The sequence below is a fragment of the Litorivivens lipolytica genome (genome assembly GCF_014191715.1).
GTDB classification, from domain to species: domain Bacteria; phylum Pseudomonadota; class Gammaproteobacteria; order Pseudomonadales; family Spongiibacteraceae; genus Litorivivens; species Litorivivens lipolytica.
Window position 1 is genome coordinate 210817 of the sequence record NZ_JACHWY010000001.1, and the last position, 19699, is coordinate 230515.

Below are 19699 nucleotides of genomic sequence, written 5' to 3' on the forward strand. Positions count from 1 at the left end.
TAACCCATGAGTGAATCTGTGAGCCCGACAAGCACCGCCGCGGCGCAACCGGTCAACCTACTGGGGATGACCCGTGCCCAGCTCGCAGGTTTCATGGTGTCGCTGGGCGAGAAACCCTTTCGCGCTCAGCAACTGCTCAAGTGGATGCATCACCGCGGTGTGGATGACTTTGAGCAGATGACAGATATGGGCAAGGCGCTGCGCGCCAAACTCAAAGAGGTCGCAGAAATCCGCCCGCCGGAGATTCTGCGCCAACTGGATTCCAAAGACGGTACCCGCAAATGGGCTATCGGCGTCGGTGGCGGAAACGTGGTGGAAACCGTGTTGATCCCCGACGGCGATCGCGCCACCTTGTGTGTGTCGTCGCAGGTCGGCTGCAGCCTCGACTGCAGTTTCTGTTCCACCGGCAAACAGGGCTTTCAGCGCGATCTGACCGCCGCTGAGATCATTGGTCAGGTATGGCAGGCCATCAAATCCTATGATGGTTTTGGCGCTAAAAAACGCATCGTTACCAATGTGGTGATGATGGGCATGGGCGAGCCGCTGCTGAACTTCGACAACGTGGTGGCAGCCACCGACCTGATGATGGACGACTTCGGTTACGGTCTGTCCAAGCGTCGCGTGACCTTGAGTACCTCCGGCGTGGTGCCCAAGCTCTACGAACTCGCGAAAGTGTCACAGGTCTCGCTGGCCGTTTCCCTGCATGCGCCTAACGATGCATTGCGCAATGAGCTGGTGCCGATCAACAAGCGCTACCCCATTGCAGAGTTGCTGGAAGCCTGTCGCCATTACATTGATTGCCAGCCCGATATTCACCGGGTAGTGACGGTGGAATACACGCTGATTTCCGGCGTCAATGATCAGCCCGAGCACGCCCACGAGCTGGCGGCATTGCTGAAAGACTTTCCCTGCAAGATCAACCTGATTCCCTTTAATCCGTTTTCACTCTCGGATTACTCGCGGCCGAGCAAAAATGCCACCCGCCGTTTCTGGGAAATTTTGACCAAGGCAGATTTTGTAACTACTGTGCGAACCACGCGCGGTGATGATATCGACGCGGCCTGCGGGCAGCTGGCGGGCGAAGTGGTCGACAGGACCCGTCGCAATGCGCGCCACCTGCAGCGTCGTGAAACTTCCGAAGCACAAATAATAAATGTGGTGAATGAGAAATGAAGACGTGCTTTCGCTTACTGACGGGGCTGATGGCCCTTGTATTGCTGGCTGCTTGTGTGACAACGACGGAATCGCCCTACAAGGAAAAGAAAGACGAGGCGCGGGCGTTGGAACTTTCATCGCAGCTTGCTCGCAGTTATATCAGCCGGGGAGAGTGGGAGTCGGCAAAGCGTCATTTGCGCTACGCCATTGATACCGATCCCAAAAACGTTGAGGCACACGAAGGTCTGGCGCTGGTTTTTCAGAACACCGGTGAACTTGAGCTCGCCGAAGAACACTACCGCAAAGCGTTGCGCTACGGTGCGGACAACACCCGTGTGCGTAACAACTATGCCGCCTTTCTGTTTGGGATGGAGCGCTACAGTGAAGCAGCCAACGAATTTGAGCTGGTGACGGAAGACGTGTTGTACGAAGGCCGTATGAATGCCTTTGTGAATCTGGCGCGCTGCTACGAACAACTGGATAGAACGGAAGAAGCGGCCAAGACTTTCCGTCGAGCCTTCTTGATGGACAAGCAGTCGACAGCGGCCCTGTTTGGACTTGCGCGCACGCATTATCAGCTGGGCAATCTGCCCAAGGCGCAGGCTTTCTACGACGAATACCTGAAACACGCCAAGACTCAGAGTGCGGCCAGCTTGCTACTGGGTATTAAACTGGCCGACAGTTTTGGCGACAAGAATACCCACGCAAGTTATGCCTTGGCATTGAAGAACCTGTACCCGAAATCGAGAGAGTATCTGGAGTACCGCGCCTACATAGAACAGCGGCAGCCCTGACACTGGTATGGAGCACACAGTGAGCGAGCAAGAACCCGGTTGCAGTCTGCGTGAAGCCCGCGAAGCGGCAGGCTTGAGTCAACAGGATGTGGCGGACAGCCTGAATCTGCTGGTCAGCAACGTTCAGGCCATCGAAAGTAATACCTTCAAACAGCTGAATGCGGATATTTTTGTGCGCGGCTATATCCGCAGCTACGCCCGGTTTTTGAATCTTGATGCAGAGCCCTTACTGGAAGCGGCTGAACGGGTACTGCGGGCGGAGAGTCGTTCGGCAGAAGCGGTTTGTGTCAGTGCGGCTTCGCCGATCAAGCCAATGCATAAAGTCATTGCGGCTTTGGTCCTGGCCGGCTTGGTGTGGGCGGGCTCAGTTGTTTGGATGTCTTCTGAAGTTGAAGCGGCACAGGTCGCTCACAGTGAGGCGCAAGAGGCCTGAATATGTTGCACGAATCTCCCATAGTACGGCGCAAATCGCGACAGATCATGGTGGGCAATGTCCCGGTCGGTGGTGATGCGCCGATTTCTGTTCAGAGCATGACTAACACTGACACTTGTGATGTGGCTGCGACCGTTGCCCAGATCAAGCAACTGGAAGCGGTCTGCGCCGATATCGTTCGGGTGTCCGTTCCGTCAATGGAAGCGGCAGAAGCCTTTCGCGAGATCAAAAAGCAGGTGGATGTGCCTCTGGTGGCGGATATTCACTTCGATTACAAAATAGCCTTGAAAGTTGCCGAGTACGGGGTGGACTGTCTGCGCATCAACCCCGGTAATATTGGTCGCGAAGATCGTGTGCGCGCAGTGATCGATGCCGCTCGCGATAAAAATATTCCGATTCGTATCGGTGTGAACGCGGGGTCGCTGGAGAAAGACCTGCAGCGTAAATACGGCGAGCCCACCTCGGATGCGCTGGTGGAATCGGCCATGCGTCATGTTGATATTCTCGATAAGCATGACTTTCAGGATTTTAAAGTCAGCGTCAAAGCCTCCGACGTGTTTCTCGCGGTTGGCGCCTACCGCAAGCTGGCGACTTTGATCGAGCAGCCGTTACATCTCGGGATTACCGAGGCCGGTGCGTTGCGAGGCGGTACCGTTAAGAGCTCGGTGGGCCTTGGCATGTTGCTGATGGACGGCATTGGCGACACGATTCGTGTGTCACTGGCGGCGGACCCAGTTGAAGAGATCAAGGTCGGTTACGAAATTCTGAAAAGCCTCAAGCTGCGTTCCAAAGGCATCAACTTTATTGCTTGCCCGAGCTGTTCGCGCCAGAACTTTGATGTTATTGGCACCATGAATGAGCTTGAAGCGCGCCTCGAAGATGTCACCACTCCGGTTAACGTGGCGGTGATTGGCTGTTTTGTTAATGGTCCCGGTGAGTCCAAGGAAGTGGAAATCGGTGTCACGGGTGCCAGCCCCAGCAACATGATTTATATCGACGGTAAAACCGATCACAAGGTACAGAGCGGCGAGTTAATCGATCATCTTGAGGGCTTGATCCGCGAGCGCGTGGCCAAGAAACAAGCGGAAGAAAACGACATTATTGCGCGCCAGGCCTGAGCGCGATCGCAACAGGGATTCAGTACGTTGGCAAAGATTCAATCCATCCGTGGCATGAACGACCTCCTGCCGGAGGAATCGCCTCTGTGGCAATACCTCGAAGGGAAGCTCCATAATCTCTTGTCGCGCTACGGTTACAGTGAAATTCGCTTTCCGATTCTAGAACAGACTGAACTGTTCAAGCGATCCATCGGTGAAGTTACGGATATCGTTGAAAAGGAAATGTACACATTTGAGGATCGCAATGGCGACAGCCTGACTTTGCGACCGGAGGGAACAGCCCCTTGCGTGCGCGCTGCCGAGCAGCACGGACTGCTCTACAACCAGATGCAGCGCCTTTGGTACACCGGCCCGATGTTCCGTCACGAGCGTCCGCAAAAAGGCCGCCTGCGTCAGTTTCATCAAGTGGGCGTGGAAGCTTTTGGCATGGTCGGCCCCGACATTGATGCAGAATTGATCGCCTTGAGCGCCCGTTTCTGGAAAGAGCTGGGCATTACCGAAGGTTTGACTCTGGAGCTCAATACGCTGGGCAGCAGTGACAGTCGCAAGGCCTTTCGCGAGGCCTTGGTGAGCTACCTGACACCGTTGAAAGCGCAGTTGGACGAAGACAGTCAGCGTCGTCTGGACACCAACCCCCTGCGAATTCTCGACAGTAAGAATGCCGAGACTCAGGCATTGCTGGCCGACGCTCCGGTGTTTGATGACTATCTGGATGAAGATTCGCGCGCACATTTCGCCGGGTTGTGCGAACGCCTCGATGCGCTTGGTATCAGCTATGTACGCAACTCCAAGCTGGTGCGTGGCCTCGATTACTATGGGCTTACCGTTTTCGAATGGACCACCGACTTGCTCGGCGCCCAGGGTACGGTGTGCGCCGGTGGCCGCTACGATGGGCTGGTTGAACAACTGGGCGGCAAGCCCACGCCGGCGGTGGGTTTTGCGATGGGCTTGGAGCGTTTGTGCCTGTTGCTTGAGGCAACTGAAAATTTGCCGGAGAAAAAGGCCCAGGCCGATGTCTATCTGGTAAGCTCTGGCAGCCGTGCCGAGGTCGAGGCCTTGAAACTGGCAGAAACACTGCGGGAGAGCCTCGCTTTGCGGGTGGTAACCCACTGCGGCGGTGGCAGCTTCAAAAGTCAGTTTAAAAAAGCGGACCGCTCGGGTGCACGGGTTGCCCTGATAATTGGCGAGAGTGAGGCCGAGCAGGGCGTAGTCCAGGTGAAATGGCTGCGTGAAGAGCGCGAACAGCAAGAGCTGGCGAGCGCAGAGGTAGTGGCCACACTGGCTGCTGCGCTGGAAACGCCTGCTCAGTAAGCAGCGGATAACGATAATTCATTTAATGACAACAAGAGAATTTGTAGAGGTATAAGCGTGGAAACCTATCGCACCGACGAAGAGCAGGTCGAAGCCCTGAAAAAATGGTGGGCGGACAATGGCAAGTCCACCGTTTTGGGTATCGTGGTTGCGGTTGCGGCCGTATTTGGCTGGCAAGGATGGCAGAAACAGCAGGAAGGCAAGCTGGCAGAAGCCTCGGCCAGTTACCAGAGCCTGCTGGAAGCAGATTCTGCGGCTGAAACCGACAGCAGCAAGGTCACCACCGCACAACATCTAGCGGAAACCCTGAAAGCGGACTATCCGGGCACGACCTATGCGATTTTCGGCGCGATGTATAAAGCCAAATACGCGGCCCAGATCAATAAATGGGAAGAAGCTGAAGCGGAATTACGATGGGTGCTGGATCAAAAACCAAATGATCCTCTGCTGCTGCAAGCCAAGGTTCGTCTGGCGCATGTTCTTCTAGCCCAGAAGCGCTACGAAGACGCACAAAATATTCTCGCTGGCTCAGAGCTTGGCAGCTACGCGGCGCTGATTGCCGAAACCCGTGGCGATATTCTCATGGCGCAGGGTGACAAGGCGGGTGCCCTGGCGGCCTACGAGCAGGCGAAAACCGAATTAGCGGCGCTGGAAAATGCGTCCCAGAACCCCTTGCTGGAAATGAAGATCAACGACCTGCAGTCTGCGCAGGACGGAGCCGCTGAGGAATGATCAAACTGAACAGGTTACTGCTGATTTTCGCCGTTGCGCTGCTGGCCGCCTGTGCCGGCACTCCGGAAGAAAACGATCCCGCTGAACTGACCGATTTTGTGATTGAGCGTGAGCTTATCAAACTGTGGTCGGCCAGGGTTGGCGATGGTCAGGGCAAGGGCTTGTATCAGCTGCGTCCGGCTATTGAAGGTGACACGCTGTATGTTGCTTCGGCTGACGGACAGCTTCAGGCGCGCGCGACCAGCGATGGCGATATCCGCTGGGAAAAAGAGTTGGAGCTAACCGTCAGCGGTGGCGTGGGCATCGATTATGAACGCCTGTATCTCGGTACTACTGAGGGTGTCGTAATTGCCTTTAATTTGAAAGGCGAGGAATTATGGCGCACCCAACTCAGCGGTGAAGTTCTGGCGCCGCCAGTTAGCGACGAGGAAATCGTTGTCGCTCAGACCTACGATGGTCAGCTGGTGGGGCTGGATGCACTGAGCGGTGAAAAACTATGGGCATTTTCTGCGTCAGTGCCGCGTCTGACCTTGCGCGGTACCTCTACGCCTTTGCTCGACGGTCCGCTGGTATTTGCCGGCTTGGCAAACGGTCGCGTCGTGGCGCTGGACAAAAGCACCGGCGCCTTGCGCTGGGAGCAGCGGATATCAGTGCCAAAAGGGAGCACTGAAATAGAGCGCCTGTCTGATGTTGATGGCGAGCTGTTGCTCGATGGCGGTGTGCTGTATGCGGCTGGTTATCAGGGCACCCTGACTGCAATTGATGTGCGCAGCGGTCGAGCCCTGTGGCAGCGCGATCTGTCCAGCTACAGTGGTCCCGTTGAAGGCTATGGCAATATCTATGTGGCGGATGCCGATGGCAGCATCCATGCCTTCGAGCAAAACGGGCAGGGCGTTATCTGGACGCAAACCATACTGGCGCGTCGTAAGCTGTCAGCACCGGCGATTTTGTCGGGCAGTCTCGTTGTGGGTGACTTTGAAGGCTACCTCCATTTTGTGTCGCAGGTTGACGGCCATCTGGTTTCGCGAGTCCAGCTCGATGACAGTGGTGTTCGCGCCCCCATGGTGTCGGCGGATGACAAACTGTTTGTCTTCAGCAATGAAGGTCAGTTGGCGGCCTACAGCTTTGATCGTGATACCACGGTCACTCGCCACCGCAACTTTGGCCCCAAGCAGCGCCGGTAACGGAACAGCATGAGTATGATTCCCGTGGTTGCGTTGGTTGGCCGCCCAAATGTGGGCAAATCCACCCTGTTTAATCGATTGACTCGCAGCCGCGACGCTCTGGTCGCCGACTTTCCGGGCCTGACCCGTGATCGCAAGTACGGTGAGGTCAAACATGGCAAACACCGCTTTATTGCCATTGATACCGGCGGTATTACCGGCGATGAAGAGGGCATCGACAGCGCCATGGCCGGCCAATCACTGGCGGCTATTGATGAGGCCGATGCGGTGCTCTTTCTGCTGGATGCGAGGGCGGGCCTGACTCCGTCGGATCACGCCCTCGCGACCAAATTTCGCTCCAGTAACAAACCCTTCTATTACGTCGTTAATAAGGTCGACGGGGTTGACCCGAATACGGCGATGGCCGAGTTCTATGAGCTAGGCGTCGAGCAGTTTTACCCGATTACGGCAACCCACGGTCGCGGCGTGCGTCATCTGCTGGACGAGCTGGTAGCAACCTTCCCACCCGTTGAAGAAGCGGAAGAGGATAAGGAAGAAGACCGCTACAAGAGCACCAAGATCGCCATAATCGGCCGCCCGAATGTGGGTAAATCCACCTTGGTAAACCGCCTCCTGGGCGAAGACCGCGTTGTGGTTTATGACCAGCCCGGTACCACCCGTGACAGTATCTATATCGATTACGAGCGCGATGGTGAGCCCTACACCCTGATTGATACGGCTGGCGTTCGTCGCCGTAAAAACGTCAAGGAAGTGGTGGAAAAATTCTCCATCGTCAAAACCCTGAAAGCGATCGACGATGCCAACGTCACCATTCTGGTGATGGACGCGCGTGAAGGCATCGTGGATCAGGATTTGCACCTGCTCGGGCAGGTGGTCGAGTCCGGTCGTGCGCTAGTGCTGGCGGTCAACAAATGGGATGGGCTGGAACCAGACCACAAAGACCGGGTGAAATTTGAGCTGGAACGCCGCCTGCAGTTTATCGACTATGCAGAAGTACATTTCATTTCTGCCCTGCACGGTACGGGGGTAGGGCATCTCTATGAGTCTGTCAACAAGGCCTATCATTCGGCGACCGACAAGATGTCGACGCGCCAGTTGACCACCATTCTGGAAGGCGCGGTCTTCGATCACCCGCCGCCCATGGTTAACGGTCGTCGCATCAAGCTGCGCTATGCCCACGCCGGTGGACAGAATCCGCCCATCGTGGTGATTCACGGCAACCAGACCGATAAGGTTCCGGCCAGCTATCAACGCTACCTGGAAAAAACCTTCCGCCGCCATCTGGATATGGTGGGTACGCCTATTCGGATCGAGTTCCGCACCAGCGAGAACCCCTACGAGGGCAAGAAAAACAAACTCACCTCCCGTCAGGTTAATCGCAAGAAGCGCCTGATGAAGTTTGTGAAAAAGAAAGACGCCAAGAAGAAACGCGGCAAGTAGTATTTGCAGGCCTCGCTTGCGAAGATACCTCTATGGCTAAACCCGATCTCGACAACCCCGATCGCATTCGCCAATTTGTCGAAGCTTTCTACGACAAACTGCTGGTGGATGAGCGCCTTGCGCCGATCTTTTTGGATGTGGCGAATGTGGACATCCGTGAGCACTTTCCGCGTATTCAGGCCTATTGGGAAAAGCTGTTGCTGGGCGAAAATAACTACAAGCGTCATACCATGAACATCCACCGCCAGCTTCACGACAAGCGCGAACTGCGCAGTGCTGATTTTGATCAATGGCTCGCCTATTTCCTAGAAACAGTAGATGAGCACTTTGCCGGTGAAAAGGCTGAGCGGGCCAAGCGGGTAGCCAGCCAGATCGCCACCAATATGCATAAGGCGCTGGAGCGCGACAGCGGTAAGCCGCTTTAGAGCTTATTCAATCGATTCCTGATCGGATTTGTCACACCAATAGGCCATATTCGGTCATTGAGTTATCTCCCTCCCTGCGGAATACTGATCTCATAGTCGGCGAAGTCCGGTTTTGTTAAAAAAGTTTAATTTTTTCAGTGGATTAGAGTCGTCTAATGCGATTCTGATTGTTGTTGATTCAAGCCACTAATACGTAACCAAGTACTACTTAAGCTAGTACTGCTTAACCAAATACGTAAGCCAGCAAAAGGAGACAGGCCTATGTCCGCACAAGCGGAAGTACTGCAGCAGGCGTTTACCCTCGGCTATACCTACACCCGCACCACTGGACCGGTGGTGGGTCGTTTTCTCACAGCCCTGCGCGATCGCAAGATCGTCGGGATCAAGGGAAGCGACGGCAAGGTGATTGTGCCGCCGATGGAATATGACCCCGTCACTGCCGAGGAACTCAGTGAATTCGTGGACCTGCCGGACACTGGTGTGGTGAAAACCTGGGCCTGGGTCAAGCACCCCCGTGGCAAACACCTGCTGGACAAGCCCTTTGCCTGGGCACAGATCCAGATCGATGGATCCGACATCCCCATGATTCACATGGTTGACGCCGGTGACGAATCGAAAATGAGCACCGGTATGAAAGTAAAGGTGCGCTGGGCTGACGAAACCAAGGGTTTCATCACCGATATCGCCTGCTTTGAGCCAGCTTGAGGAGACTGCCATGAGTGACGCAAACAAAGAGGCGCTGGAGCCGATTACCGGTATCGAATCGCCCGTTTATCTCGATTACAACTTTACCGCCGGTCAGGCGACTGCTCGCTACCTGACCAAAGTGAAGGAAGGCAAGCTGGTCGGTCAGCGCTGTCCTTCGTGCCGCAATGTGTACATTCCGCCGCGCGGTGCCTGTGCGGCCTGTGGTGTGGCCACTACCGAGGAAGTGGAACTGTCCAACAAGGCCACGGTGCAGTCTTTCACGATCGTTCATATCCCCATTCCGGGTAACCCGATCAAACCGCCTTACGTTATCGCCAACTTGGTGCCGGATGGCGCGAACATTTCCTTCCTGCACCTGCTCAGTGAGTGCAAGAACGAAGACGTTCGCATCGGTATGCGTGTTGAGGCCCAGTGGAAGGACGCCAGCGAGTGGACTTACGCCATGGAAAACATCAAATATTTTACGCCGATCGACGAGCCCGACGTGCCGGCGGAAGAAATTGGGAGACTGAAAGATGCGTGATATAGCTATTGTCTCTTTTGTTCAGTCGGACTGCGTGCGTGACGCCGGGGCTCTGAACGAAGTGGAACTGATCATGCCGGTTATCCGCAAAGTACTGGATAACGTGGGCATTCAAAGCGCACAGGACGTGGACTTTACCTGTTCCGGTTCCTGTGACTACCTGCAGGGTGCAGCCTTTGCGTTCGTACTGGGTGTGGATGCACTGGGTGCGGTACCGCCGATCAAGGAATCTCACGTTGAGATGGATGCGGCCTGGGCACTGTACGAGGCGGTGCTGAAAATTCGTATGGGACAGGCGGACTCTGCGCTGCTGTACGGTTTCGGTAAATCCTCGCCCGGTGAGCTGCCGATTGTACTGTCGCAGCAACTCGACCCCTATTACCTGTCACCCCTGTGGTTGGATACCGTCAGCAGTGCGGCACTGCAGGCGCGCGCTCTGCTGGATAGCGGTAAAGCGACTGAAGCGGACATGGCTGAAGTGGTAGCGCGCTCGCGCAAGAATGCCAAGTCCAATCCTCACGCCCAATTGAAAGGCGATGTGAGTGTGGATGAATTGCTGGCCGAGCCGACCTACCTGTCGCCGCTGCGTAAGCACGACTGCTGCCCGATTTCAGACGGTGCCAGTGCCATGATTATTGCCACCGTTGAAAAAGCCAAGGAGTGGGGCAAGCCTTACGCCGTGCTGAAGGGCATCGATCACCGCATTGAATCCCATCACTTTGGTGCTCGCGATCTGACCCGTTCCGTATCCACCGAGATAGCTGCCAAGGCTGCCGGCGTGGCTGACGGTCCGGTGGAAGTGGCCGAAATTTATGCGCCGTTCAGTCATCAGGAAATCATCCTGAAGAAAGCGCTGGGCTTGGGTGATGACACGGTAATTAACCCATCCGGTGGTGTGCTAGCGGGCAACCAGATGATGGCCTCCGGCCTGTCGCGAGTGGGTGAAGTCGCCAATCGTATCATCAAGGGTGAAATCAAACGCGGCGTAGCGCATGCGACCTCAGGTCACGCGCTGCAACAGAATCTGGTCGCGGTATTGGAGGGAGCATAATGGCTGAATTAGCTGCAGTTGTCGGTATTGGCCAGACCAAATACCAGACCAAACATAAAACCGTATCCATTGCCGGGCTGGTGCGCGATGCCGCGCTTAAGGCCCTGCAGGATGCAGAACTGACCTGGGACGATATCGATGCGGTGATCGTCGGTAAAGCACCGGACATGTTCGAAGGCATGATCATGCCCGAGCTCTACCTGACCGATGCGCTGGGTTGTAACGGCAAGCCGATGCTGCGGGTTCATACCGCGGGTTCGGTAGGTGGTTCCACCGCTATCGTCGCGGCCTCCTATGTCCAAAGCGGCATGTTCAAACGCATTCTCACGGTAACCTACGAGAAGCAGTCCGAGTCCAACGCCATGTGGGCCCTGTCCAATGCCCAGCCGTTCTCGGTTCACCTGAACGCCGGTGCCGGTGGTTTCTTTGCGCCGATCATTCGTGAATACATGCGTCGTACCAAGGCGCCGAGCGATGCCGGTATCAAAGTGGCGGTGAAGGATCGTCTGCACGGTGCCCGCAACCCGCTGGCTCACCTGCAACTGCCCAACATCACCATGAAGGAAGTCGAAGAGAGCCCCATGCTGTGGGAGCCGCTGCGCTTCCTCGAGTCATGCCCGTCTTCTGACGGCGCCTGTGCCATGGTTATTGCCAACGAAGAGCTGGCCGCTCAGTCACCGAAGAAACCCGCCTGGATTCGTGGTGCCGCAATGCGCTCCGAGCCGACCATGTACGCCGGTCGGGAAGAAGTGAGTCCTCAGGCCGGTATCGATTGCGCCAAGGATGTCTATGCGCAGGCTGGCATTTCCAACCCGCGCAAGGATCTGGACTGCGCAGAAGTTTACGTGCCGTTCTCCTGGTATGAACCTATGTGGCTGGAGAATCTGGGTTTTGCCGAAAAAGGCGAAGGCTGGAAGCTGACGCTGGAAGGCGCCACCTCCCTAGATGACAAAGGTGACATCCCGTGGAACTGTTCCGGTGGTGTACTATGCAGTAACCCCATTGGTGCCTCGGGCATGATCCGCTTTGCGGAAGCCGCCCGCCAGGTACGCGGCGATGCCGGTAACCATCAGGTTGATGGCGCCAAGCTTGCCCTGGGGCATGCCTACGGTGGTGGTGCACAGTTCTACGCCATGTGGGTTGTCGGCTCAGAAAAAGCGTAAAGCACAAAGCGCTTAACCTGCCGGCCACTTCTGTGGCCGGTCTCTTTTAAGGGAAGGGAAAGATGGAATTCAATCTGGCAGATATGTTTGAGGTTGTGGCGGATAAAGTGCCCGAGCGCGAGGCGCTGGTCTGCGGGGCTCACCGAACCACGTTTGGCGATCTGGAAAAACGGGCCAATCGCATGGCCCACTACCTGCGTTCGCAGGGCGTGAAAAGCGGCGACCACGTTGGTCTTTACATGTACAACTGCAATGAATACATGGAGGCCATGCTGGCCTGCTTCAAAATTCGCGCGGTGCCCATCAACGTTAACTACCGCTACGTTAAAGACGAGCTGCTTTACATCTTTGACAACGCCGACATGGTGGCTTGTGTTCACCACCGTGAATTTGCGCCCCATATCGCGGAAATTCGCAGTGCGGCCCCTGACCTGAAAACCTTTATCGCGGTTGATGACGACAGCGGTGCCGACCTGAATGCGATTGGCGCGGTGGAATACGAATCGGCCATGAATGATCAGAGCGATCAACGCGACTTTGAAGCGCGCTCGGGCGATGACTACTTCATCCTCTACACCGGTGGCACGACCGGTATGCCCAAGGGCGTGATGTGGCCTCACAAGAATGTTTTCTTTGCAGCGATGGGCGGCGGTGGACACTTCTCGCCCAATGGCCCCTGTGAAAAGCCGGAAGATATCGAAACTCGCGTTGCGGAAAATCCGCTGTGTGGCATTGCACTGGCGCCACTGATGCACGGCGCGTCCTGGTGGTATGCCTGTATTCAGCTGCTGGCCGGTAACAAGCTGGTACTGAATGACCAGCATTCCCTGAACGCCGAACATGTATGGGATGTCTGTGAGCGCGAGAAAGTAAACGCGGTGCAGATCGTTGGTGATGCGATGGCGATTCCGCTGCTGGATGCGCTTGAGGCCAATCCCGGTCGCTGGGATCTGGGCACCATTTTCAACGTCGGTTCTGGCGGGGCAGTCTTCTCCGAAGCCAAGCAGAACGGCTTCCGCGCACACTTCCCGAACGTGTTTATCACTAACAGCTTTGGTTCATCGGAAGGTGGCCAGATGGGGATGGACAACGGCCAGAAGAAATCCGAATCCGGTCTGGGTAACGTGACCCGCACCGAATATATGGATGTCATCATCGACGATGAAACCCCGCGCCGTCACGCCAAGCCCGGCGAAACCGGTATCTTCGCCCGTTCCGGGTATATTCCGGTGGGTTACTACAATGATCCGGAAAAAACCGCGAAAACCTTCGTCGATGTAGACGGCAAAAAATGGTTGCTCACTGGCGATGCGGCCAAGCTGGAAGAAGATACCTCGATTACCGTTTTCGGTCGCGGCTCCAACTGTATCAACAGTGGCGGCGAGAAAATTTTCCCGGAAGAGGTAGAAAACGCACTCAAGGCCCACGATGGTATTTTTGATGCGCTGGTTGTGGCCACACCGGATGATCGGTGGGGCAGCAAAGTAACGGCCGTACTGCAGTTGCGCGAAGGCGTGACTCTGACGATGAAAGATGTGCAGGACCACTGTCGCAACCATATTGCCGGTTACAAAGTACCTCGTGCGGTGCATGTGATTGCTGAAGTTCCGCGTGCCCCCAGTGGTAAGCCTGACTACAAAACAGCAAAAGCCTACGCCCTGAGCGGCGAAGGCGAAGTGGCCTGAGGCCGCAGCTACATATAACGGAGAAATTCGATGGCTGAACTCGATATCAGCACCAAGAACTGCATTATCGAACAGGAAGGCAAAACCCTGATCGTAACGCTGAACCGCCCGGAGGCGAAGAACGCCTTCAACCCGGAAATGCTACTGGGCATGTACAAGGCCTGGCGTCGACTGGATGAAGACGACTCGCTGATGTGCGCCATACTCACAGCGGTAGGTGATACCTTCTGTGCGGGCATGGATTTGAAAGCGGGCCCTGATGGCGACAATGGTGCCTCGGAAGAATTCATGAATCTGATGGGTACTGTCCCCAACGTTCACTGGCAGGCGCTGCTGCGTGATAACCGCCCCAGCAAGCCGCTGATTCTGGCGGTGGAAGGCTATGCGTTGGCGGGTGGTACTGAAATTCTGGCGGGTACTGATCTGCGCGTTGGAGCTGAGGATTCTATCTACGGTGTTACTGAAGTAGCGCGCGGCCTGTATCCTATGGCCGGTTCCAGTATTCGTCTGCCGCGTCAGATTCCTTACTGTCGCGCCGCCGAAATGGTTCTGTTGGGTCGTCACTGCACCGCTCAGGAAGCGCTGGAGTGGGGTCTGATTAATCGCATCGTGCCGAAAGGTCAGGCCTTGGCGGAAGCCAAGAAAATGGCTGAAGAACTCTGCAAAACTGGCCCACTGGCCTTGAAGGCGATTACTCGTTCGCTGCGCGAGCTGCAAACCGATATCGCCGAAGAAGAAGCCATGTTGAAATCCGACGAGCTGGCCGGTCCGGTGTTTGCTTCCAAGGATGCCAAAGAGGGTATGCGCGCGTTCAAGGAGAAGCGTCCAGCAAACTTCACGGGCGAATAAACCCTCCCGTCATTGCGAGGAGTATCGCGACGAAGCAATCTCCATGGTTTGGCAGAGGCTTCACGAGGTTGCTTCTCTACGTTCGCAATGACGGAGTATTGAATTTAACCATGCCGTAACGCCTGATTTGAAAGAACCAGGCGTTTTTTATTTCTGCACAGGAAATTTCTATGTCAGGACCACTCACAGGAATCCGAATCATTGAAATGGCTGGCATCGGCCCCGGCCCTTTTGCCGGCATGTTGCTGGCGGATATGGGCGCCGATGTGATCCGCATTGATCGTGCCAGTGGTGCCGCGACGCCGAGTGACATTACCGCCCGCGGTAAACGCAGTCTCGCCCTCGATCTGAAAAAGCCGGAGGCAGTAGAGCTGGTTTTGACTCTGCTTGAAAGCGCCGACGCCGTTTTTGAAGGTTTTCGACCCGGTGTTATGGAAAAACTGGGACTTGGCCCTGAGGTCTGTCTGGCACGTAATCCCAAGCTGGTTTACGGTCGTATGACCGGCTGGGGGCAAGACGGGCCACTGGCGCAAGCTGCTGGGCACGATATCAATTACATTGCGGTGACCGGCGCACTGGCCGCTATCGGGCGCAAGCAGGGCGGCCCGGTCCCACCGCTCAATCTGGTGGGTGACTACGGCGGCGGTTCTCTCTATTTGGTGATGGGTATGCTAGCTGCCTTGTTGGAAGCGAAATCCTCTGGAAAGGGGCAGGTGGTAGATGCTGCAATTACTGACGGCGTAATCAACATGATGACGCCAACCAATGCCTATATCGCTGGCGGTACCTGGAGCCTGGAACGCGAAGACAACTGGCTAGACGGCGGCTCACACTTCTATGACACCTATGAATGTGCTGACGGAAAGTATATTTCCATCGGCTCCATCGAGCCCCAGTTCTATGCCTTATTGGCAGAGAAACTGGAGCTGGATTTGGGCGAGGGCGGCTACACCCACCTGTTTGAGAAAGACCAATGGCCAGTACTTAAGCAGCGTATTGCCGAGCGGGTGCGAACCAAAACACGGCAAGAGTGGTGTGGCATAATGGAGGGCAGCGATGTGTGCTTTGCTCCGGTTCTCGATATGAACGAAGCGGTGGTCTACCCTCACAATCAAGCCCGTGGCAACTACACGGAAATTGAGGGGGTGACGCAGTCGGTGCCGGCTCCCAGGTTTTCCCGTACGCCTTCGCAGATCAAGAGCGGACCTTGTGCACCCGGCGCCGATGCCGATGAGATATTGGCGGAAGCTGGCCTAAGCCGTGAGAGTATTGAATCCTACAGACAGTCAGGAGCGTTACGACATGACTAAAGTGGCGACAGCCGACCATGCGTCATTTTCTGCAGAACAGTTTAAGGCGCTCGTGCATGAGCGTCGTTCGGTTCGCGCTTTTTTGGATCAGACGGTCAGCGATTCGCTGTTGACCTCGGTCTTTGAAGCAGCGCAACAGGCCCCTTCAAATTGCAATACCCAGCCCTGGCAAGTCGCGGTTGTCAGCGGCCCGGCGAAAGATCGCTTGAAAGCCCGCATCAGCGGAGATTTTCTGCAAGGTAAGATGACCATGGACTTCCCCTACGACGGCAAGTACGAGGGCGTTTACAAAGAGCGGCAGTACGACGCGGCAAAACGTCTCTACGATGCCCTCGGTATCACTCGTGAAGACAAGGCCGCTCGCGGTGAAGCGTTTTATCGCAACTTTGAATTTTTCGGCGCACCACACGTAGCCTTTCTGTTTCTACCAGAGAGTTTCGGCATTCGCGAAGCCGCCGATCTGGGGATGTATGCCCAGAATCTGATGCTCAGCCTGTCGGCCCATGGTCTGGCAAGCTGCCCGCAGACCGCACTCAGTTTTTTTGCTGACCAGATTCGCGAAGAGCTCGCCATCGACGGCAGCAACAAGCTGCTGTTTGGTATTTCTTTCGGCTACGAAGATACCACCCACGCTGCGAATACCTGTCGAACGGACCGTGCCGCTTTGGACGTCACGGTTCAGTTCATTAATGAATAAAGGAACACGATAATGTCAGAGACTGTTTTGCAGGAACTGGATGAAGACGGGGTATTGTTGATTACCCTGAACCGTCCGGAAAAAAAGAATGCTTTTAACAAAGAGCAATGGACCGCTTTCCGCGAAGCCATTGACGCCGCCAAAGACAATCCCAAAGTGGCCTGCGTAGTCATCACAGGCGGCGGCGCGGACTTTTCCTCCGGTGTTGATCTGAATGATATGGCGAACGCCGATGGCGAGACTGAGCACCCCTTTATGTCCAGTGCGCGCGCGCTGCTGGATTTTGACAAGCCTTTGATCTGCGCGGCAAAAGGCGTTGCCGTGGGTGGTGGGGCGACCTTGCTGCTTAATGCGGATGTGGTTTACGTGGGCGATAGTCTGCGCATGCGCTTTCCCTTTGTGCAGCTGGGGCTGGTGCCGGAGTGGGGCAGTAGCTATACCCTTCAGCAGGTCATCGGTGCACGACGTGCAGCTGAGTTGATGTATACCGCGGAGTGGATCAACGCCGATCGCGCGCTTGAGGTCGGTATCGCCACCGCTAAGGTGAGTGACGATGGTCTGCTGGATCAGGCGCTGTGCAAAGCCCGTGAAATTGCCCAGTGGCCGATTTCTTCACTGGTCGCGACCAAGCGTTTGATGCGCCAAGTACATTTGCAGAATGTGCACTCGGCTAACGATCGCGAGCAAGATGAGATGATGCGCTTGGCCGGTTCTCCGGAAAATATTGAATCGGTGATGGCGTTTCTGGAGAAGCGCCAACCGGACTTCAAACAATTCCGGAAATAATATGCACAAGCATTTTATCAGCGCGCAGGATCTGCTTGATGATGCCTATGAGCTGGCCGCGCGCGTTATCGAAAGCGGCTTTCACCCGGACTGTATTATCGCACTCTGGCGCGGTGGTACGCCGGTGGGCGTGGCGGTGCAGGAGCTGTTCGAGTATTGCGGCATAGCGGTGGATCACATCGCTATTCGCACATCACTTTACAGTGGCGTGGATCAGCGTCAGCGCCAGGTCAAAGTCCATAATCTGGATTACATCTTCAACAATTTCAGCACGGACAACAAACTGCTGATTGTGGACGATGTATTCGATACCGGTTTGACCATCAAGGCGTTGCTCGCGGAAATCCGTAACAATCTTGGAACGGGGCAGCACGGTGATATTCGCGTCGCCATGCCCTGGTTTAAACCATCGCGTAACAAAACAGACCTTATCCCCGATTACTACCTGCACGAAACCGATGACTGGCTGGTATTTCCTCACGAGCTCTGCGATCTTTCCGATGATGAAATTGCGGAAAAAGGAGGCAGTGTCAAAGAGGTTGTACAGCGTCTGCGTCGTGAATTCACCAAATCACCGACGTTCTAATGGCCCTTAGTGATTATCGCGAACCGCTGCCGCCTGCTGTGGAAGCCGATATTCACCGGGCTTTCGAAACAGCGTATCAACTGGCTGTGGAAGAACTCGATTACCAAGATCCTGCACCGACACTGTCATTTGCCTTGCGCAGTGCCCGTATGGCGGGGCGCGCAACACCGCACAAAAATCTGATCGAATTGAACAAGGTTATTTTTCGGAATAATCCGGATTGGGAGTTCGTCTACGATACCGTCGCTCATGAAATGGCGCATATTGTAGCCACTCGGCACTACCGGTCCCGGGGGCATGACAAAACCTGGAAGCAGGTTGCAACAGTGCTGGGGGCGCAGCCGAGAGCGTCTGGAGCGTTTGATACCACCGGCGCCGAGGTGCGCCGGCCACGCCGACAAAAAACCTACCCCTTTGTCTGCGCTTGTCAGCAGTTTGATTTCGGCAGCCAGCGACTCGCAAACTTTCTCAAGGGCAGTCGCTATCAGTGTCGGGCGTGTGAAAAAGAGATCAGGCCGGATCTGGCAAAAGAAGAGGCCTTTGCCGAGCTCTCCTTTGCCAAACGCTTGAAATTAAAAGCGAGCCGCTTGCGCTAAGGCCCGCTCGAAAAGCGGTTTAGTAACCGCTGAGACTGGCGTAGCGATCGCGGTGGAAACCGCTGTCGCCCAGCAGCTGGATGGCCATCCGTGAACGCTTCAGGAAGAAGCCGATTTCCAGCTCGTCGGTCACCCCGATACCACCGTGCATCTGAACCGCTTCATTGCTGACCAGATAGTACAGATCGTTGACGGTGGCTTTGGCAAAGCTGGCCATCTGGCCGAGGTCTGCGCGCCCTTCGTCAATGGCCGTGAAAGCATCCAGTACCACAGATTTCGCCAGCTCAATTTCCGTAAACATATGGGCCGCGCGATGTTTCAGTGCCTGAAACGAGCCGATTTTAACGCCGAACTGCTCCCGCTCCTTGAGATAGTCTACGGTGCGCTTGAAAATTTCCTGAGTCCCACCCAGCATTTCCGCCGCCAAGCAGATACGACCGCGATCCAGAACCGGGTCAAGAATGTCCCAACCCTTGTCCAATTCGCCCAGCAGTTGTCCGCTGACCTTATCAAAGTTGAGTTCGGCAACGGCGCGACTGTCTGCCATCCAGCGGCGCGTTCGGGTCAGGCCCTCGGCGTCGCCGTCGACGATAAACAGGCTGATGCCGTCGGTCGAGCCGGTCGTTCCGGAGGTCCGTGCCGCAACCACAATATGATCGGCGGTGTGGCCATCGACAACGCATACTTTCTTGCCGGTCAGCACAAAGTTTTCGCCTTGAGCCTTCGCTGACAGGGCAATGGCGGCGGGATTGTGATGGGCGTATTCGTCCACCGCCAGTGTCAGTGTTTTCTCTCCGCTGGCGACACTTGGTAGCAGGCTTTGTTTCTGTTCATCGCTGCCACCCAGCAAAATAGCGGAGGCACCCAATACCACAGTGGAAAACAGTGGCGAGGCCGTCAGGGTGCGTCCGCTCTCTTCGATAATGGCACCGAGACCCATAAAGCCAAAATCGAGACCATCATAGTCTTCCGGCAGGACAATGCCGGCCCAACCAAGCTCGGCCATCTGTTGCCACAGAGCTTTGTCGTAGCCGATCTCATTTTTTTCGTCGCGCAGTTTACGCAGCGCTTCAACGGGGGCGCTACTGCCGAGAAACTCTTTGGCGGTGTCTTTCAGAAGACGCTGTTCTTCATTCAATACCAGAGGCATGAT

General features: G+C 55.6%; 21 protein-coding genes. 20 read left to right on the forward strand and 1 reads right to left on the reverse strand.

What is annotated here, in order from left to right; all coding sequences use genetic code 11:
• The first annotated feature begins 6 nt into the window (after positions 1–6).
• The 20 genes from rlmN (at position 7) to FHR99_RS01015 (ending at position 18546) form a co-directional block, all read left to right on the forward strand.
• Positions 7–1173 carry a dual-specificity RNA methyltransferase RlmN gene (gene rlmN / locus FHR99_RS00925; protein ID WP_183408668.1) on the forward strand — a complete coding sequence of 389 codons (1167 nt, stop codon included), beginning with the start codon at positions 7–9 and terminating at the stop codon, positions 1171–1173.
• A complete protein-coding gene (gene pilW / locus FHR99_RS00930) occupies positions 1170–1949 on the forward strand; it encodes a type IV pilus biogenesis/stability protein PilW (RefSeq protein ID WP_183408670.1) in 780 nt (259 codons plus the stop codon). Before rlmN ends, pilW begins: the two co-directional genes overlap by 4 nt.
• A gap of 19 nt (positions 1950–1968) precedes the next feature.
• On the forward strand, positions 1969–2382 hold the full coding sequence (locus FHR99_RS00935; RefSeq protein ID WP_183408672.1) for a helix-turn-helix domain-containing protein: 414 nt from the start codon (positions 1969–1971) through the stop codon (positions 2380–2382).
• Between the two features lie 2 nt (positions 2383–2384).
• On the forward strand, positions 2385–3500 hold the full coding sequence (gene ispG, locus FHR99_RS00940) for a flavodoxin-dependent (E)-4-hydroxy-3-methylbut-2-enyl-diphosphate synthase (RefSeq protein WP_183408674.1): 1116 nt from the start codon (positions 2385–2387) through the stop codon (positions 3498–3500).
• 27 nt (positions 3501–3527) lie between these two features.
• Entirely contained in the window at positions 3528–4811 is a 1284-nt protein-coding gene (gene hisS / locus FHR99_RS00945; RefSeq protein ID WP_183408676.1) for a histidine--tRNA ligase, read from the forward strand.
• A 57-nt stretch (positions 4812–4868) separates the two neighbouring features.
• Positions 4869–5543: a tetratricopeptide repeat protein gene (locus tag FHR99_RS00950; RefSeq protein WP_183408677.1), complete on the forward strand. Its 675-nt coding sequence runs from the start codon at positions 4869–4871 to the stop codon at positions 5541–5543.
• On the forward strand, positions 5540–6727 hold the full coding sequence (bamB, locus tag FHR99_RS00955) for an outer membrane protein assembly factor BamB (protein WP_183408678.1): 1188 nt from the start codon (positions 5540–5542) through the stop codon (positions 6725–6727). Before FHR99_RS00950 ends, bamB begins: the two co-directional genes overlap by 4 nt.
• A 15-nt stretch (positions 6728–6742) precedes the next feature.
• Positions 6743–8167: a ribosome biogenesis GTPase Der gene (der, locus tag FHR99_RS00960; protein WP_183410069.1), complete on the forward strand. Its 1425-nt coding sequence runs from the start codon at positions 6743–6745 to the stop codon at positions 8165–8167.
• A gap of 32 nt (positions 8168–8199) precedes the next feature.
• Positions 8200–8592, forward strand: coding sequence for a group III truncated hemoglobin (locus FHR99_RS00965; RefSeq protein ID WP_183408679.1), 393 nt, complete (start codon positions 8200–8202; stop codon positions 8590–8592).
• A gap of 261 nt (positions 8593–8853) precedes the next feature.
• Positions 8854–9297 carry a Zn-ribbon domain-containing OB-fold protein gene (locus tag FHR99_RS16250; RefSeq protein ID WP_246386429.1) on the forward strand — a complete coding sequence of 148 codons (444 nt, stop codon included), beginning with the start codon at positions 8854–8856 and terminating at the stop codon, positions 9295–9297.
• Between the two features lie 10 nt (positions 9298–9307).
• Positions 9308–9823 carry a Zn-ribbon domain-containing OB-fold protein gene (locus FHR99_RS16255; protein ID WP_246386430.1) on the forward strand — a complete coding sequence of 172 codons (516 nt, stop codon included), beginning with the start codon at positions 9308–9310 and terminating at the stop codon, positions 9821–9823.
• A complete protein-coding gene (locus FHR99_RS00975) occupies positions 9816–10874 on the forward strand; it encodes a thiolase domain-containing protein (protein WP_183408680.1) in 1059 nt (352 codons plus the stop codon). Before FHR99_RS16255 ends, FHR99_RS00975 begins: the two co-directional genes overlap by 8 nt.
• A complete protein-coding gene (locus FHR99_RS00980) occupies positions 10874–12037 on the forward strand; it encodes a thiolase domain-containing protein (protein WP_183408681.1) in 1164 nt (387 codons plus the stop codon). Before FHR99_RS00975 ends, FHR99_RS00980 begins: the two co-directional genes overlap by 1 nt.
• 62 nt (positions 12038–12099) lie before the next feature.
• The gene (locus tag FHR99_RS00985) at positions 12100–13722 is read left to right on the forward strand and encodes an acyl-CoA synthetase (RefSeq protein ID WP_183408682.1); all 1623 of its coding nucleotides are present in this window, start codon (positions 12100–12102) and stop codon (positions 13720–13722) included.
• Between the two features lie 30 nt (positions 13723–13752).
• A complete protein-coding gene (locus FHR99_RS00990; protein ID WP_183408683.1) occupies positions 13753–14571 on the forward strand; it encodes a crotonase/enoyl-CoA hydratase family protein in 819 nt (272 codons plus the stop codon).
• 170 nt (positions 14572–14741) lie between these two features.
• Complete coding sequence (locus FHR99_RS00995) at positions 14742–15881, forward strand: CaiB/BaiF CoA transferase family protein (protein ID WP_183408684.1); 1140 nt, start codon at positions 14742–14744, stop codon at positions 15879–15881.
• A complete protein-coding gene (locus FHR99_RS01000) occupies positions 15874–16578 on the forward strand; it encodes a nitroreductase (RefSeq protein ID WP_183408685.1) in 705 nt (234 codons plus the stop codon). Before FHR99_RS00995 ends, FHR99_RS01000 begins: the two co-directional genes overlap by 8 nt.
• A 12-nt stretch (positions 16579–16590) precedes the next feature.
• Complete coding sequence (locus FHR99_RS01005; protein ID WP_183408686.1) at positions 16591–17364, forward strand: enoyl-CoA hydratase/isomerase family protein; 774 nt, start codon at positions 16591–16593, stop codon at positions 17362–17364.
• 1 nt (position 17365) lies between these two features.
• Positions 17366–17950 carry a phosphoribosyltransferase gene (locus FHR99_RS01010; RefSeq protein WP_183408687.1) on the forward strand — a complete coding sequence of 195 codons (585 nt, stop codon included), beginning with the start codon at positions 17366–17368 and terminating at the stop codon, positions 17948–17950.
• Positions 17950–18546 carry a SprT family zinc-dependent metalloprotease gene (locus FHR99_RS01015; protein ID WP_183408688.1) on the forward strand — a complete coding sequence of 199 codons (597 nt, stop codon included), beginning with the start codon at positions 17950–17952 and terminating at the stop codon, positions 18544–18546. Before FHR99_RS01010 ends, FHR99_RS01015 begins: the two co-directional genes overlap by 1 nt.
• A 19-nt stretch (positions 18547–18565) precedes the next feature.
• Here the strand turns inward: FHR99_RS01015 and FHR99_RS01020 are convergent, their stop codons facing one another.
• Complete coding sequence (locus tag FHR99_RS01020; protein WP_183408689.1) at positions 18566–19696, reverse strand: acyl-CoA dehydrogenase family protein; 1131 nt, start codon at positions 19694–19696, stop codon at positions 18566–18568.
• Positions 19697–19699 lie beyond the last annotated feature (3 nt).